General features: G+C 66.4%; 18 protein-coding genes. 7 read left to right on the top strand and 11 right to left on the bottom strand.

Annotated features, from left to right (window positions below; all coding sequences use genetic code 11):
- Nucleotides 1-5 precede the first annotated feature (5 nt).
- Nucleotides 6-737, top strand: a complete 732-nt coding sequence (locus tag IAQ70_RS17545) for a DUF72 domain-containing protein (RefSeq protein ID WP_190990606.1) — start codon at nt 6-8, stop codon at nt 735-737.
- Nucleotides 738-804: 67 nt separating this feature from the next.
- A complete protein-coding gene (locus IAQ70_RS17540) occupies nt 805-1890 on the top strand; it encodes an App1 family protein (RefSeq protein WP_190990605.1) in 1086 nt (361 codons plus the stop codon).
- A 63-nt stretch (nt 1891-1953) separates the two neighbouring features.
- Here IAQ70_RS17540 and IAQ70_RS17535 read toward each other — a convergent pair whose 3' ends face one another.
- On the bottom strand, nt 1954-3519 hold the full coding sequence (locus tag IAQ70_RS17535) for a glycoside hydrolase family 1 protein (protein WP_190990604.1): 1566 nt from the start codon (nt 3517-3519) through the stop codon (nt 1954-1956).
- Between the two features lie 97 nt (nt 3520-3616).
- Between IAQ70_RS17535 and IAQ70_RS17530 the strand changes: the two genes are divergently transcribed.
- Nucleotides 3617-5062, top strand: a complete 1446-nt coding sequence (locus IAQ70_RS17530; RefSeq protein WP_190990603.1) for an AAA family ATPase — start codon at nt 3617-3619, stop codon at nt 5060-5062.
- 4 nt (nt 5063-5066) lie between these two features.
- Here the strand turns inward: IAQ70_RS17530 and IAQ70_RS17525 are convergent, their stop codons facing one another.
- The 3 genes from IAQ70_RS17525 to IAQ70_RS17515 form a co-directional block, all read right to left on the bottom strand.
- Nucleotides 5067-5444 (bottom strand): hypothetical protein, encoded by a 378-nt coding sequence (locus IAQ70_RS17525; protein ID WP_190990602.1) that lies wholly within the window; start codon nt 5442-5444, stop codon nt 5067-5069.
- 26 nt (nt 5445-5470) lie between these two features.
- Nucleotides 5471-5860, bottom strand: coding sequence for a J domain-containing protein (locus IAQ70_RS17520; protein WP_190990601.1), 390 nt, complete (start codon nt 5858-5860; stop codon nt 5471-5473).
- A gap of 74 nt (nt 5861-5934) precedes the next feature.
- On the bottom strand, nt 5935-6357 hold the full coding sequence (locus IAQ70_RS17515) for an Hsp20/alpha crystallin family protein (protein ID WP_190990732.1): 423 nt from the start codon (nt 6355-6357) through the stop codon (nt 5935-5937).
- 144 nt (nt 6358-6501) lie between these two features.
- Here IAQ70_RS17515 and IAQ70_RS17510 point away from each other — a divergent pair, with 144 nt between their 5' ends.
- Complete coding sequence (locus tag IAQ70_RS17510) at nt 6502-6822, top strand: MerR family transcriptional regulator (protein WP_190990600.1); 321 nt, start codon at nt 6502-6504, stop codon at nt 6820-6822.
- Between the two features lie 34 nt (nt 6823-6856).
- Here IAQ70_RS17510 and IAQ70_RS17505 read toward each other — a convergent pair whose 3' ends face one another.
- Nucleotides 6857-7165, bottom strand: a complete 309-nt coding sequence (locus IAQ70_RS17505) for an MmcQ/YjbR family DNA-binding protein (RefSeq protein WP_190990599.1) — start codon at nt 7163-7165, stop codon at nt 6857-6859.
- Between the two features lie 5 nt (nt 7166-7170).
- Nucleotides 7171-7968: a phosphatase PAP2 family protein gene (locus tag IAQ70_RS17500; protein ID WP_317983699.1), complete on the bottom strand. Its 798-nt coding sequence runs from the start codon at nt 7966-7968 to the stop codon at nt 7171-7173.
- Between the two features lie 75 nt (nt 7969-8043).
- On the opposite strand from IAQ70_RS17500, the gene IAQ70_RS17495 reads away from it, so the two are divergent.
- The 3 genes from IAQ70_RS17495 (at nt 8044) to IAQ70_RS17485 (ending at nt 11004) form a co-directional block, all read left to right on the top strand.
- Nucleotides 8044-8973, top strand: coding sequence for a DNA alkylation repair protein (locus IAQ70_RS17495; RefSeq protein ID WP_223860273.1), 930 nt, complete (start codon nt 8044-8046; stop codon nt 8971-8973).
- Nucleotides 8974-9117: 144 nt separating this feature from the next.
- Nucleotides 9118-10155: a zinc-dependent alcohol dehydrogenase family protein gene (locus IAQ70_RS17490; protein ID WP_190990597.1), complete on the top strand. Its 1038-nt coding sequence runs from the start codon at nt 9118-9120 to the stop codon at nt 10153-10155.
- Nucleotides 10156-10179: 24 nt separating this feature from the next.
- Nucleotides 10180-11004 (top strand): oxidoreductase, encoded by an 825-nt coding sequence (locus tag IAQ70_RS17485; RefSeq protein WP_190990596.1) that lies wholly within the window; start codon nt 10180-10182, stop codon nt 11002-11004.
- A gap of 30 nt (nt 11005-11034) precedes the next feature.
- On the opposite strand, the gene IAQ70_RS17480 is transcribed toward IAQ70_RS17485, so the two are convergent.
- The 5 genes from IAQ70_RS17480 to IAQ70_RS17460 are packed head-to-tail and all read right to left on the bottom strand — an operon-like array spanning nt 11035 to nt 15551.
- Entirely contained in the window at nt 11035-12009 is a 975-nt protein-coding gene (locus IAQ70_RS17480) for a sugar kinase (protein WP_317983698.1), read from the bottom strand.
- A complete protein-coding gene (locus tag IAQ70_RS17475; RefSeq protein ID WP_190990595.1) occupies nt 12006-12683 on the bottom strand; it encodes a bifunctional 4-hydroxy-2-oxoglutarate aldolase/2-dehydro-3-deoxy-phosphogluconate aldolase in 678 nt (225 codons plus the stop codon). The genes IAQ70_RS17480 and IAQ70_RS17475 overlap by 4 nt, the downstream gene beginning before the upstream one ends.
- Nucleotides 12684-12688: 5 nt before the next feature.
- Nucleotides 12689-13837 (bottom strand): galactonate dehydratase, encoded by a 1149-nt coding sequence (gene dgoD / locus IAQ70_RS17470; RefSeq protein WP_190990594.1) that lies wholly within the window; start codon nt 13835-13837, stop codon nt 12689-12691.
- Between the two features lie 5 nt (nt 13838-13842).
- Nucleotides 13843-14724 (bottom strand): carbohydrate ABC transporter permease, encoded by an 882-nt coding sequence (locus tag IAQ70_RS17465; RefSeq protein ID WP_190990593.1) that lies wholly within the window; start codon nt 14722-14724, stop codon nt 13843-13845.
- Nucleotides 14721-15551 (bottom strand): carbohydrate ABC transporter permease, encoded by an 831-nt coding sequence (locus IAQ70_RS17460; protein ID WP_190990592.1) that lies wholly within the window; start codon nt 15549-15551, stop codon nt 14721-14723. The genes IAQ70_RS17465 and IAQ70_RS17460 overlap by 4 nt, the downstream gene beginning before the upstream one ends.
- Between the last annotated feature and the right edge of the window lie 134 nt (nt 15552-15685).

Genomic DNA, 15685 nt, shown 5'->3' with positions numbered 1-15685 from the left:
TAGATATGGCGATTCATATCGGCACGTCCGGCTGGAGTTATGACCACTGGGACGGCGTGCTGTACCCGCCGGGCCTCCCCGCCCGGGACAGGCTCCAGCATTATGTTGCCCGGTTCAGCACTGTTGAACTGAACGCCAGTTTCTACCGCTGGCCCCGGGATACGTCCTTCGCCAGCTGGCAGCGCCGGCTCCCGGACGGGTTCGCCATGTCGGTGAAGGCTCCCCGCGGCCTGACGCACGGCAAAAAGCTGTACGCGCCTGAGGTATGGCTGGAACGGATCGTCCGGTGCTGGCATGAGCTGGGCGACAAACGGGCCGTCCTGCTGGTCCAGCTCCCGCCGCAGATGGAACGCGATGATGCGCGTCTGGATTATTTCCTCGGCGCAGTGCCGTGGTGGGTCCGGGTGACGGTTGAGTTCCGGCACCCCAGCTGGGACCACGCGGACGTCTATGCCCTGCTGGAACGGCACGGCGCTGCCTACTGCATCATGAGCGGCGCCCGGCTCCCCTGCATCCTGCGTGCCACGGCACCGTTCGTCTACATCCGGCTCCACGGCCCCGACCATGAGCACCTCTACGGCGGTTCCTACTCCGATGAGGACCTGCAGTGGTGGGCGGGCCGTATCCGTGAATGGGCCGGGGCTGGCCTGGACGTATATGCCTATTTCAATAACGACGGCGGCGGAAATGCCGTGCGGAACGCCGAAACACTGCGCTGGTTCGTTGGCGCCGGCTGACGTCACGCGCGACGGCGGTACCGCCGAACGTGCCCGGCGCGGCGGTGCGCTGTGGCAGAGTGGAGACATGGACAGGGCTCCTCAGAACGCACCGCAAAACACTCCGCCTCCGGCACCGCTGTCCGGCAGGCAGCTGTTCCGACTTGCTCACCGGATTTCGGACACCGTCAACGGCACGCGCATCAGGCTCGCCGGACGCTGGAATTTCGCGCCGCAGACCATCGCGTACCAGGGCTACGGATCCTCCACCGGGTGGGTGCGCGTCCTTGGCCGGGTCCTGCTGACCAAGAAGCCCGCGCCCGGCAGCGCGGCTGAACACGCAGCGCTCAACGGCACCCAGAACGTCCGCGGCTGGCGGGCCTTCACCAGCGCTCCCGTACAGCACATTGGTGTGGCCATAACCATCGGCGGCGTCACCACCCGGGTCATGGCAGACCGTGGCGGGCTGATCGACACGGTGGTGGACGTGAAGCTTTCCCCCGGGTGGCACACCGCCATCCTGCAGGCCGACGGGACCGAACCCGTGGAGACGCTCATCCAGGTGATCGATGCCAACGCCAAATTCGGCATCGTCTCCGACATCGACGACACCGTGATGGTAACCGCCCTGCCACGGCCGTTCCTGGCACTGTGGAACACGTTTGTGCTCAGTGAGAGGGCACGTATGGCCACCCCGGGGATGGCGGTCCTGCTGGATCGGCTCACCATTGAACACCCTGACGCCCCGGTCATCTACCTGTCCACGGGTCCCTGGAACGCCGCCCCCACGTTGAAGCGGTTCCTGAGCCGGAACATGTACCCCTCCGGCGCCCTGTTGCTTACGGACTGGGGCCTGACCCAGGACCGCTGGTTCCGCAGCGGGCGGGAGCACAAGCACCGCAACCTGGAACGCCTGGCCAAGGAATTCCCGGATATGCGCTGGCTCCTGATCGGCGACAACGGCCAGCACGATGAGGAGATCTACTCCGGGTTCGCCCAGGACCACGGCGACAAGGTGGCCGCAATCGCCATCCGGCAACTCTCTGTCAGCGAGTCAGTCTTTGCCGGCGGGCACTCTGAGGACGGCGACCACACCACCTCGGTAGTGCCCTGGATCTATTCGACGGACGGCGCGGGAATGGCCAAGCAGCTTAAGGTCCTTGACCTGCTCTAGAGACCTGTGCCAGACCCCTCAAGTCAGGCGGAGGCACCCGAACTCAGGCGGAGGCACCCGAACTCAGGCGGAGGCACCCGAGGTGGTCACGCCGTCGTCGGGAACTTCTGCTGCACTCGGAACGGCGACATCGTCGGGTTCCCCACTGGCGGCCTGCGCGACGGCGGCACCCGCCGCCGCCGCGAGGTTCCGCTCCTCGATGAGCTCCTGGAACCAGAAATAGGATGCCTTGGGAGTCCTCTCCAGGGTCTCGCGATTGACATGCAGCAGGCCGAACGGCTGGTTGTACCCCGCGGACCATTCGAAATTGTCCATCAGCGACCACACGTAGTAGCCGCGCAGCTCAATCGCCTCGGCTTCGCCGCCAGGCGCCGTGGCCTGCAGCGCCGACTGTATATGGTCCGAGAGGTACTTGAGGCGCCGCTCGTCCGGGATGAATGTGGTGTTCGTGGACTTGTCCCGGACGATGATGTCCTCGAAGCTGGCTCCGCCTTCGGTGATGATCACCGGCGGAAGATTCGGATACCGCTCCGCCATCTCTTTCAGCGCGACCCTCATGTATTCGGGTTTCACCGGCCAGCCGTAGGACGTGATGTCCGCTTCGGGCCAGGGTTTGACGTGAAACGGCGTGGCACCGTTGCCCGCAGCACTCAGGTCACTCCCCATGGCCTCGGCCATGCTCGCCGGTACCGCACCCTCCCCCGGGCCCACCGCTACCTTCGTGGGCATGTAGTAGTTCAGCCCGTAGAAATCCAGCGGCTGGGAGATGATGTCCATGTCTTCGTCCGGGTGGTCGAAGGAGCCGAAGAATTTCGCCGCCCGGATGAGGTCCGGATACTTGCCCGTGAGGACCGGATCGGCATACAGCCGGTTCTGGGCGAGGTCCATCAGACCCGCACTGATCTTGTCCAGCGGGTTGATCGAGTTGGGGACCATCGGCGAGTACACGTTGGTCATCCCGACCTCGCCAGGGACCCCTGCCGCCCGCAATGCCTGCATTGCCAGCCCGTGGCCAAGAAGCTGGTGGTGCACGGTGGGCAGTGCGTTGAGCATGAGGGCTTCGCCCGGCGAATGCAGGCCTAGCGTATATCCGTTGGTAGTGACGGTGGCGGGCTCGTTGATGGTGCACCACCGGGCTACGCGGTCACCGTACGCGGCAGCGGCGATCGCGGCGAACTCGGCCAGGCGGTAGGCGGTGTCCCGGTTCATCCAGCCGCCGGCGTCGTCCAATGCCAGCGGAGTGTCCCAGTGATAGAGGGTCAGCATCGGGGAAATCCCGTTGGCCAGCAGCTCGTCCAGGAGGCGGTCGTAGAAGGCCAGGCCGGCAGGGTTCACCGGGCCGCTCCCGTTGGGCTGGATCCGGGACCAGGACAGCGAGAACCTGTAGGAGTCGACGCCGAGCTGCTTCATCAGTGCCACATCATCCGGCATGCGGTGATAGTGGTCGCAGGCAACGGCGGGGCTGTGGTTCTCCACAATGGCGCCGTCCTTGGCGGAAAACATGTCCCAGCCCGCGGGGCCACGCCCGTCTTCCGTGAGCGCGCCTTCAATCTGGAACGCCGCGGTGGCCACGCCCAACGTGAAGTCGGTGGGGATAAGGGCTGCCAGGTCTTTGGCGGAAATATGCATGGCGTCAGCCCTTTGTGATGAGAATACGCGGAACGGATACAACTCAGAATGCTATACCCGGGCACCCCCTCGCGAGGTGGGCTGCTAGGGTCTGGGCATGGATGAAAAACTGGGGAAGTTCATCGACGACTTTGGCGCATTGGTCCAGCTGGCGCAGGCCGGAAGCTACCGGCAGCAGAAAGGCCTGCAGCTGCTTCCCGCATTGACTGCGCACCTCAGGGCGCCCGCTGAGGGGCTGTCCGTGGTGGAGGAGGTGATTCCGCCGCACCGGTTTGTGGACGCCGACATCGTGATGGCGGAACTCGCCGCCCGGGACCCTGCCAGCCGGCTGGTGGGCATTGGCGGCGGCGGCCAGCGTCACCACCAGTCCTTCAGCGACATGGTGCAGCAGTCCCAGCTCTTTCCCCAGTTTCCGCTCGCCCAGCCCGACTACGCCAACCTGGCGGTGGGGCCGGACACGCAGCGGCAGGCGGTGGCGCTGGGCCTCTGGCTTTTCTCGTTTGGCGGGAGCCCGCTGGCAGTCCTGCAGCGCAACGCCGAACCGCGCTCCGGACGCCAGGCAGCTTCCCTGGAGGTGATGGCCGGCAGCCCGGACACGGCCACGGAGTTCCTGGCCGAGTTCCGCCGCCGGATGGACAACAACAGCGTCCTCAAGGGCCAGGTCATTTCCCTGGTGATGTCCGAGTACGGCCCCAGCACGGCTGGGGTGACGTTCCATCACCGCCCCGGCCTGCCGGCGTCGGACGTCATCCTGCCAGAGGGGCTGCTGCAGAAGGTGGCCGACCACACCGTAGGCATTGCCACCCACCGGGCGTCCCTCCGGGACCACGGGCAGCATCTCAAACGCGGCATCCTGCTCTACGGCCGGCCGGGCACGGGCAAGACGCACACCGTGCGCCACCTCCTCAGCCTGAGTGAAGGCTCGACGGCGATCCTCCTCTCGGGCGGTTCGCTCGCCCGGATCGCGGAGGCTGCCCGCATGGCCCGCGCGCTGCAGCCGTCCATTGTGGTGCTGGAGGACTGCGACCTGATCGCCGAGGACCGCAGCTTCGGCCACGGGCCGCAGCCGCTGCTGTTTGAGGTGCTGGATGCCATGGACGGGCTGGACAGGGATGCCGACGTGGCGTTTGTGCTCACCACGAACCGGCCGGACATGCTGGAGCGGGCGCTGGCGCAGCGGCCGGGAAGGGTGGACCTCGCGGTCGAAATTCCGCTGCCGGCCCACGCCGAGCGGGTCCGGCTGCTGGAACTGTACGGCCGCCGGGTGGCTTTCAGCCCTGAGGCACTCGCTGCCGCCGCGGAACAGACCGAAGGAACCACTGCGTCCTTTGCGCGCGAACTGGTCCGCCGCGCGGTGGTGGCGGCCGCGCTTGAAGACGCGCCGGTGTCCGACTCCCACCTCAGTGCCGCCGTCGAGGAGCTGATGGCCGACGCCGAAACCCTCACCCGCAGCCTGCTGGGAAGCGGTTTGGATTCGGCGGCCGGGCATGGTCCCGGCCCCGGCTACCTTGGTGCCGGCTTCCCTGCGCCCGGAAAAATGTGAGCCCCTATTGTGAACCGAACAGAAATTCCTTGGCGTGGGCCACGGCCTTGCGGTAGGCGTCGTTCCGGAGGGTGACGAGGTGTTCGCTGTCGCCGTCGGCCGGTTCGAGGTAGCCCGTGTAGCCGGGCCGGAGTACCCAGATGTCGCCGGCGGGCGGGAGATAGAACACCCCGAATGAGCGCTGCTGGCGCTCGTCCGCGGTCCACACCGGCACCACTGCGAGCGCCGCACCTGTTGCGGGGTTGATCCACTGCGCGCGCGGAACCGGTTCCTCGTGCGCCTCGGGATCCAGGAACGGGGCGGTGCCCTTCCCCCAGCGCGTTTCGAAGCGCTCATGGAAGGCGGGGATCAGATGGGAATCGTAGCGACGCCACTCGCTCATGTGTGCTCCTTGGGTGTGCTTGCGGTTTATGCCCAGGGCCCGCTTTCCCAGTGGACCGGGGTGATTCTGATGGGGTTGGTTGGGCCGTGCGCGGAGCCGCCTGCGGGTTTGTGGACCTTTCGGACCGGAATGACCACCGGCGCGGCAGCCCGCGTGCTGGTGGGCGCGGCAGCCTCCGCGCTGGTGCCGGCGCGGCTCCTGTCGTAGGCTGCGCGCCGCTCCGGGTCGCGCAGGACCGCAAAGGCCTGCATGATCTGCAGCAGCTCGCCACGGCGTAGCTCGCCGCCATCCGCGGGGGCGCCGTCGAGGTCCGGATGGTGGGTGCGCATCAGGGCGCGGTAGGCGCGGGAGATCTCCTGCTGGCTGGCAGCGGGCGTCACCCGCAGGACGTTGTAGTAGTCCGGCTGGCTGGTCATGGCGGTTTCCGGAGAATTCGCAGGGGCATGGGGCCGGGGCGCCGGCTGCAGGCTGCCGGCGCCCCGGGAAGGAATTAGTTCCCGATCTCGTGCATCTGGCCCTTTGTTTCGATCTCGATCTTGCGCGGCTTTGCCTGTTCGGCCACCGGGATCCGCAGGGTCAGCACGCCCTGGTCGTAGCTGGCCTTGATGCGGTCCGTGTCCAGCGTGTCGCCGAGGATCAGCTGGCGGCTGAACACGCCGCGCGGACGCTCCGATGCCACCAGCTCAACATTGGGCTGGGTCGGATCAAGGCGCTCCGCCCGCACCGTCAGGACGTTCCGCTCCACGTTCAGGTCCACGGAGTCGATTTTGACCCCGGGCAGATCGAACGCCACCACAAACTGACCGTCTTCCTGCCAGGCGTCCATCGGCATGGCCGCCGGCCGGGCCGCGGTTCCGAAAACCTGCTGGGTGAGGCGGTCCAGCTCACGGAACGGGTCCGTACGCATCAACATCATTTCCCACTCCTTCAGCATTTGCAGTTGAATGATTCTGTGCTACCCACCATCCACGTATCTATGGTGGTGGATATAGATTTTTTATAGCACCTGTGCGACACTGAAGCAAGCCACTTTTCACAGGAATTTTTGGGAGCAACTATGAGCGGGCCGGACACCGGACGTGCACCCCAGCCCCGGGACGGCCGGGCGCTCTACGCCATTTCCGTGGCGGCCCAGCTGGCCAGCACAGGCCAGCAGAACATCCGCCTCTACGAGACCCGCGGCCTCCTCACACCCGCACGGACATCCGGCGGCACACGCCAGTACAGTGACGCCGACATCGCGGTCCTCCTGCACATCGGAGAGTTGCTGGCCCAAGGCCTCAATCTGGCGGGGGTCTCGAAGGTCCTGGAACTTGAGGCGGCCAACGCCAAGTTGCACCGGGCGCTCAAACGCGCGCGCTCACTCCCCGAGCCGTAGCGCTTCGCCGAACCGCCCGACGTCGGCCGTTCCGTTACGCCCCGCGGCCACCCGCCAGCCGGTAGGAATCTTCGAGCAGTTCGCCCAGTTCATCGCTGTTTATCCGTGCCAGCCGGACCAGCACCAACTGCGGTGACCGCTCGTGGTGCGGGGTCCAGAAATACGTTCCGGGCTCCGTGCCTGCCAGCGCTTCCCGCTCCGCGGTCTTGACGGTCAGCACGCCGTCCTCCCACATGCGCGCCATGAGTGTCTTGGCGAACCAGGCAGGCTGCCCCCAGCTGCTGCGTTCGGTGACGCCGGGCAGCGCGAGGCACATGCCGCGGACGTCCTGCTCGGTAACCATGGCAGCTATTCGCCCGGCGCGTCGGCTTTGGAGAGCTCGCCCGTGATCCGTTCGCCGGGGATCCGGGCGGTCCGCCAGGTGTCCAGGGCGATGTAGGCGCCCAGGATGACGAGCGCCAGGGACAGGGAAGAGAGAGCATCGCTGAACCAGTGGTAGCCGAGGTACAGCCGGCTCATGATGGCCAGCACAATGCCGATTCCCGCGCCCACAAAGCCCAGAACGGCAGACCGTGGGTTCTCCCGCCGCGAGAAGATCAGGAACGTTCCCACCAGCAGGAAGTCACAGGCCCCCAGGACGTGGCCGGAAGGAAACGAGAACGTATGGTCGGCGCCAAAAAGCATCAGCTCCACCGGCGGCCGGGACCGTTCCACGATCTGCAGGATGATCTGAGAAACGATCACGCCCGTGAGCATCGCGGCAGCCAGGACAATGGGCCGCCAGGCGTGCTTCGCCGCGAACCCCCACGCCACCGTGACCACCAGCACGATGATGGGCAAGGCTACCGGCCCGAAGATCACGGCGAGGAAGATCATCACGCCGGTAAGCGTCCCTGAACGGGTGCCGAGCAGCCATTCCCGGATCGGTTCGTCCGGTCCCCACGGTCCGGTGCCGCTTTGCACCACCCCCACCAGCGTGACGATAAATACCAGGGTGCCCACTCCCATCAGGATCACCGCGGCGCGGTAAAGCCCCCTGCGCGCCTCCGGCTCCATGAAGCGTTCTTCCACCACGAACTTGTCGTGGAAGATGCGCCACCAGTTCGGGCCTTTTCCTGCTTGTCCTGACCCTGCCTGCTCTGCCACGTCCGACTTCCGTCCCTGCTCCGTTGGATTTCCTTGAGATGAAGACTATCCCTGTAGCCTGACCGGATGGGTGCGATGAACGAACTGATCAACCGCCGGAATGTTGAAGCGCTCGCCGGCATCCTGGGTAGCGTGGCACCTGGCATCCGCTGGTCCAGTGTGGCAGCGGCAGCAACAACGCTCGACGAACTCAGTCTGCGCGGAAGGACCGACCAGGTCTGCGGCGCACTCCTGGCCGCTTTTCGGCAGGTCCCGGGTACTGACTATTCGACGGCGGCCGGCGCCTTCCGCCGCGCCCTGGACCATCCGGGTTTTGCGGGCTGGATCCTGTGGCCCGTCTCCGAGGCAGCTGTGACCCTGGCCCTGGAATCGGACGACCCGGCAGACTTCACAGACTGCCTGGCGCTCCTGGCCGAGCTGACACCCCGGCTCACCGGCGAGTTTGCTATCCGGCGACTTATCGCCCGGAACCCTTCCGAGTACGTGCGCAGGTCCGTTGCCAACCACCTCAACGACCTGGCCCGCCATTCACCGGAGACGGTGGTGGCGACGGCGGCAGGCTGGCTGGCTGCCCCGGATGCCAATACTGCCTGGGTGGTAAGGCATGGGCTCCGGACGCTGATCAAAAAAGGCCATCCGGGTGCGCTGGCACTCCAGGGGTTCGCGCCGGCGTCGGTGGCTGTCACGGCACTCCGGCTGGACCGGCAGGTGGTGGCGATACCGGAAGACCTCGGGTTCGAATTCGAGATCTCCAACACCGGCACCGCGGACGCCCGGCTGGCGGTGGATTACGCGGTCCACTACCAGAAGGCCAACGGCAGCCAGTCCGTGAAGATCTTTAAGCTGACGGCACTGACGCTTGCTGCCGGCGAGACCAGAAAGCTGGCCAAGCGCCACGCCTTCAAACCAATGACAACCCGGGTACACCACTCCGGGCTGCACGCCCTGGAACTCCAGGTCAACGGCGTCAGGCACAGTCATACGGAGTTCGAAGTCCGGACCTGAACCGGGCGAGGCCAGGATCAGGCTGCAGGTGGGGGGAACTGCCAGTACCTGTCTCAACAGGTACTCCCCCAGATGGGGAATATGCGGTTGGCTGGTGGAAGGAACCTCACGGCTCCCAGCCCCCAGGAAGTGAGAGGAAACAACATGCGAGCAACCATCATGTACGGCGCCGGTGACGTGCGCGTCGAGAATGTGCCCGATCCCGTCCTCCAGGACCCCACCGACGCCATCGTGCGGATCGTCAACTCCTGCATCTGCGGCTCTGACCTGCACCCCTATCACGGCATGGAAGCCACCAGCGAGGGATCCCCCATGGGCCACGAGTTCGTCGGCGTCGTGGAGGAAACCGGAAAGGACGTGGCCACCCTGAAGAAGGGAGACTTCGTCATCGCCCCGTTTGCGTGGTCCGACGGGACCTGCGATTTCTGCCGCGAAGGCCTGCAGACCTCCTGCCGGCACGGCGGGTTTTGGGCAGGCAACGGAATCGGCGGCGCTCAGGCAGAGGCCATCCGCGTTCCCTTCGCCGATGGCACCCTGGTCAAGGCCCCGGTGGCTGAGGACAGCGAACTGCTGCCCTCGCTGCTGACCCTCTCTGATGTCTACGGCACCGGCTACCACGCCGCCCTCAAGGCAGGTGTCAACGCCCGGACCACCGTAACCGTGATCGGTGACGGTGCCGTCGGGCTGATGGCGGTCTTGTCCGCCAAGCAACTCGGTGCCGAGCAAATCATCCTGATGGGCCGGCACGGGGCCCGCACCGACCTGGGCATCGAATACGGCGCCACCGACGTCGTCGCGGAGCGCGGCGAGGCCGGCATCGAGAAGGTCCGCGAGCTCAGCGGCGGCGACGGCACCCATACCGTCCTCGAGTGCGTCGGACACCGGCCAGCCTACGACCAGGCCCTCGGCGTTATCCGCCCCGGCGGTGTCATCAGCCGCGTGGGTGTGCCCCAGTACGAGGACGCACCCATCGGATTCGGCTCCATGTTCGGCCCGAACATCACGCTGACGGGCGGCCCCGCCCCGGTCCGTGCCTACATCGAGACGCTGCTGCCCGGCGTCCTGGACGGCACCGTGAACCCGGGCAAGGTGTTCGACCGCACCATCGGCCTGGACGAGGTCCCTGACGGCTACCGCGCCATGGATTCCCGTGAAGCCCTGAAAGTCCTCGTCCGCCCCTAGCGTCATTCCCGAAAGGAAACAACCATGGCTACCTGGCTCATCACAGGCTGCTCGACCGGACTCGGCCGCGCACTTGCCCAAGCAGTCCTCGCCCGCGGCCACAACGCCGTCGTCACCGCCCGCGACGTCACCACGGTGGAAGACATCACAGCGGCCCACCCGGACAAGGCATTGGCCCTCCCTCTGGACGTCACCGATCGGGCGCAGATCACCTTGGCCGTGGACCAGGCCAAGGCCCGTTTCGGCGGGATCGACGTTCTGGTCAACAATGCGGGCTACGGCTACCGTGCCGCGGTTGAAGAAGCGGACGACGCCGACATCCGGCAATTGTTCGACACGAACGTTTTCGGCACTGTGGACATGATCAAGGCAGTCCTGCCGGACATGCGCGCGCAAAGGTCCGGGTCCATCGTGAACATCTCGTCCATCGGAGCCCGCATCAAACCGGCCGGATCCGGATACTACTCCGCAACCAAGGCGGCTCTGGAGGGCCTGTCCGGTTCCCTCCACAAAGAGCTGCAGCCACTCGGAATCAGCGTCACCGTTGTGGAGCCCGGCGCGTTCCGAACCGACTTCGCCGGCCGCTCCCTGACCCAGTCGGCGAAGCCGATCGAGGACTACGCGGAGACGGCGGGCAAGCGCCGCAAGGAGAACGACACGATGCACGGCACCCAGCCGGGCGATCCGGCCAAAGCCGCCGAAGCCATCCTCGCGGTCGCTGAAAGCCCGAACCCGCCGTCGCTGTTGGTGCTCGGCAACGACGCTTTCGGCGCGTTTGCCGCCGTTGCCGAGGCAGAACGCGCCGAACTGGACGCGTGGCGGGACCTCAGCCTCAGCACCGACCTCTAAGGGAGTCCCGGCCTCACGCCCGGATGGCAGTCAGCGGACGGTGGCGCCGCTCTGGGTGGCTGCCAGCATCGGCAGCTCGTCCCGGCTGGGAAGTCCCTCCCAGTCGCCGGCAGTGCTGACGGCGAAAGCCCCCATCACCGTGCCGCGCTCCAGCCGCGCGGGTACGTCGCCGCCGTCGAGCAGTGCGGAGAGGTAGCCGGCTGTGAACGCGTCCCCGGCGCCGACAGTGTCGATGCTGGTCACGGCGACGGCTGCTGCCTCGAACCGTCCGGCGGCGGTGTGGACGCCGGCGCCGGCGGCACCCCGCTTGACCACCACCTCGGTGACCCCGCGGCCGAGGAGCTCATCAGCGAGAGCCGTTTCGGCGTTGTCGGACCTGGCACCACCCGAGGCGGCGGACGCGACAAGGTCAAGTTCGTCGTCGGACGCTATCAGGATGTCCGCGTGCCGGGCGAGGGGGGCCAGCACGGCGCGCGCCTCCTCCCGGGTCCAGAGCTTGCTGCGGTAATTGACGTCGAGTGAGACCACCACGCCCTCGGCGGCGGCGCGCTCTGCAGCGTACTCCAGCGCCCCACGGGCTTCCGCGCTGAGCGCGGCGGTGATGCCCGTCAGGTGCAGGACGCGCGGGCCCGCGTTCAGGGCATGGTCAATGTCTTCGCGTTTGATGGTGGAGCCCGCGGAACCGGCGCGGTAGTAGAACGCGCGGGTTAAGTCGGCTGTCCGCTGTTCCAGGAACATCACGCCGGTGCTTCGCCCGGCGTCCACCCGGTGCGAGACCTGGATTCCCTCGGCGCGGAGCTGCCGCAGGATGTATTCGCCGTGCGGATCCGCACCAACAACACCGGCCCAGCTGACGCTGTGGCCCAGGCGGGCAACCCCCACGGCAACGTTCGATTCAGCACCGGCCACGTGCATGGCCAGGGCGCCGCCGGCGGACAGCGGCCCGGCCGAGCGCAGCGAGACCATGGACTCGCCGAACGTCAAAAGGTCGACGGCGGCGCTCACCGCACGCCCGCTGCGGCGGTCCGGCGGGTGAAAGCTCCCGCCAGGTCCACAAACGCCCGGGCCCGTTCGCGCATGGGCGCCAGGTCGCCGCCGGAACCGGCGTTTCCGAACAGGGGTCCCCCGAGCCCGACGGCGATCGCCCCGGTTTCCCAGTAGCCGGCCGCTTCGTCAAGCCCCACTCCGCCCACCGGGATGAAGGGGATTTCGGGGAACGGATCGCGCAACGCCTTGAGGTAGCCGGGGCCGCCGATGGACGCGGGGAAGAGCTTGACCGCGGTGGCGCCGCGGTTCATGGCCTCATACGCCTCACTCGGGGTGAGGGCACCGGCCAGGACAGGAACCCCTTGCCGGGCGGACTCCGCGATTGATGCGGCCAGGGCCGGCGTCACCATGAACTGGCCGCCCGCTTCGGCCACGTTGTCCACGTCCTGCACTGTCAGCACGGTTCCCCCGCCGACGTAGCAGCCGGCCGGAGCCGCGGCGCGGACCTCGCGGATCGCTTCGAGGGCACCGGGAGTGGTCAGGGCGATTTCGACGAACCGGAAGCCCTCCTCCATCGCAGCGAGCGCCGCTTTGGCGGCGGCCCCGCCGTCGGTACCGCGTACGATCGCCACCAGCCTGGCCGCCTTGATGCCGGCCAGCAGGGTTTCGGGTGTGCTGCTGCTGTCAGTCATGTTGTTCACCATTCTGCGAAGGCTCCGTCCGCGTGGCGCCAGACGGGCCCGCGCCAGGTGTGGCCGCGCTTGTCGGCGGCACGGACCACCGCTTCGTCGATTTCGATGCCGAGGCCGGGTCCGGTCAGCCGTTCAATGTGGCCGTCCACGAACTTGAGCGGGGTTTTGTCCACCACGTAGTCCAGGACTTCGGCGCCCTTGTTGTAGTGGATGCCGATGCTCTGTTCCTGGATGAGGAAGTTGGGTGTTGCGAAGCCAACCTGCAGGCAAGCTGCCAGGGCGAGCGGGCCAAGCGGGCAGTGCGGGGCGAGCTGGACGTCGTAGATTTCCGCCAGCGAGGCGATCTTCCGTACCTCGGTGATGCCGCCGGCGTGGGAGAGGTCCGGCTGGGCCACAGCGATGCCGGCCTGCAGCGCCGGCAGGAATTCCTGCCGGCTGTAGAGCCGCTCGCCGGTGGACACCGGCGTGGTGGTGGATGATGTGAATTCGCGCAGCAGGTGCGTGTTTTCCGGCACCACCGGCTCCTCGAGGAAGAATGGCCGGTAAGGTTCCAGCAGCGGTGCCACCCGCCGGGCGTTGGCCAGGCTGAAGCGGCCGTGGAAGTCCACGGCGACGTCGCGGTGGTCACCCAGCACTTCGCGGGCTGCGGCAACACGCTGCACCACGCCGTCGATCTCCGCAACCGAGGCGACCGGGCTCATCCGGCCGCTGGCGTTCATCTTGACGGCGGTGAGGCCCACTTCCAGCTGGGCGCTGATCTGGTCGGCAACCTCGTTGGGCTCGTCCCCGCCCACCCAGCCGTACATCCGGATCCTGTCACGGACATGGCCGCCCAGGAGCTGGTGCACGGGGGTGTTGAAGTGTTTGCCGGCGATGTCCCAGAGGGCCTGGTCCAGCCCGGAAACCGCGCTGGCCAGGATGGGTCCGCCGCGGTAGAAGGAGCCCTTGGTCATGACCTGCCAGTGGTCCTCGATGCGGAGGGCGTCATTGCCGATGAGCAGCTCGGAGAGCTGTTCGACGGCGGTGCGCACCGTTTCGCTGCGCCCCTCGCAGGTTGCCTCGCCCCAGCCGACGATGCCGCTCTCGGTCTCGATCCGGACAAACAGCCACCGCGGCGCGACCAGGAAGGTTTCGATTCTGCTGATGATTGTCATGCGGCCTAGCCCTTAGTAGCGCCGGCGGTCATGCCGGACACGATGTATTTCTGCGTGAAGAGCGCAATGATCATGATGGGGATGGTCACCACGGTGGCCGCTGCCATGAGTCCGCCCCAGTCGATGCTGGCGTAGGAGACGAAGTCGAAGATCGCCACGGGCAGCGTCTTCGTTTTCGACCCGGACAGCACCAGGGCGAACATGAAGTTGTTCCACGAGAAGATGAACGACAGGATGCCGGCAGTGGCCATGCCCGCTACCGAAAGCGGCAGCGTGATGCGCTGGAACGCGCCGATAGGGGTGAGCCCGTCCACCTGGGCCGATTCCTCCAGTTCCAGCGGGAGGGAGTCGAAGTAGCTCATCATGATGTATACGATCAGCGGCAGCGCGACGAACATGTGGCTGAGGATCAGCACCTCGAAGCCGCCCACCATTTTCAGGTTGGAGAACACGTAGTACCAGGGCACCAGCAGCGAAACGCCGGGGATGACGCGGGCCATCAGGACCACCAGGGCTGAACGGTGCATGGTGAACCGGCTCATGGCGTACGCGGCCGGGACGCCCAGCACCAGCGAGAGGGCGGTGGAGACGAACGCCACCCAGAAGCTGTTGAAGATGAAGACGAAGTAGTTGTTGCGCTGGAGGACGTTCGCGTAGTTCTCGAACGTCGGGCTGAAGATGAACGACTTCGCGGTGTCGTAGATGTCCACATTGGTCTTCAGCGAAGCGAGCAGCATCCAGATCAGGGGCGCGATCAGGAACAGCACCACGGCGATCAGGGCTACCACGCGGAAGACCTTGTAGGCGCGGGTCCCGAGGGGCTTCCTGGGGCGGCGGAGCGGCTGCGGCTGCCCGGCCGAGGATGGGTTTTCGGTCAGTACGGTCATTTGCTTCCCGCTTTCTTGCGCATGGTCAGCAGCCACATGGAGCCGATGATGATCATGAAGAACAGGATCAGCACCGCGGAGGACAGCCCGTACTGGTTGTAGTCGAAGCTCAGGCCGTAGGCGTAGACGTTCAGCGTCTCCACCTCGTGGAAGGACCCGCCGCCCTTGCCCTTGGTGGCGTACAGGATGTCGAAGGTCTTCAGGGCGTCGATGCCCCGGAGCAGGATGGCCACGATCACCGTGGGCATCATCAGCGGGAGGGTAATGAAGAAGAAGCGTTGGAAGGCGTTGGCGCCGTCCATCCGGGCTGCCTCATCGGGCTCCTCGGAAAGGGACGTCAGGCCGGCCAGCAGGATCAGGACAACCATGGGGGTCCACTGCCAGACGTCCATGAAGATGGTGGTGCCGAGCGCGGTGTCCTGGCCTGACAGCCAGGGCTGGGCGGGGATGCCCACAGCGCCGAGGAGCTGGTTCGCGAACCCGATGTTGGGGTCGAAGATCAGCCGCCACATCATGCCCACGGCCACCGGGGTTGCCACGAGCGGCAGCAGGATGGCCACGCGCACCCACTTTTCGCCGCGGAACGGACGCCAGAGCAGCAACGCGATGCCCATGCCGAGGACCACTTCACAAACCAGGGCAATGCCGGTGAACGTCAGGGTGCGGCCCACCGCAGGCCAGAAGCGTTCGACGTCGGACAGGACCGTCATGTAGTTTTCGAGGCCGATGAAGTCGGTGGCGGCCCGGACGGAGCCCTGCGAATCGGTGAGGCTCAGGTACAGGGTCCAGGCCAGCGGGAAAATAATCAGGATGCCGACGAAGGCCATCGCCGGAGCCGCGAACAGCCACTTGCGGTGTTTGTTGGCCCAGTTTGTTGGCCCAGTCAGAGAATTTGTCGCGGCCGCTGGGGGCACGCCCTGATTTCCGGGCTGCGCTGCGGGGAGAAGTCATTACAGACATG

It is taken from the genome of Pseudarthrobacter sulfonivorans, from assembly GCF_014712225.1.
Taxonomy (GTDB): Bacteria; Actinomycetota; Actinomycetes; order Actinomycetales; family Micrococcaceae; genus Arthrobacter; species Arthrobacter sulfonivorans.
Note: the sequence above shows the minus strand (reverse complement) of the source record. Positions and strands in the feature narration are given on the sequence as shown.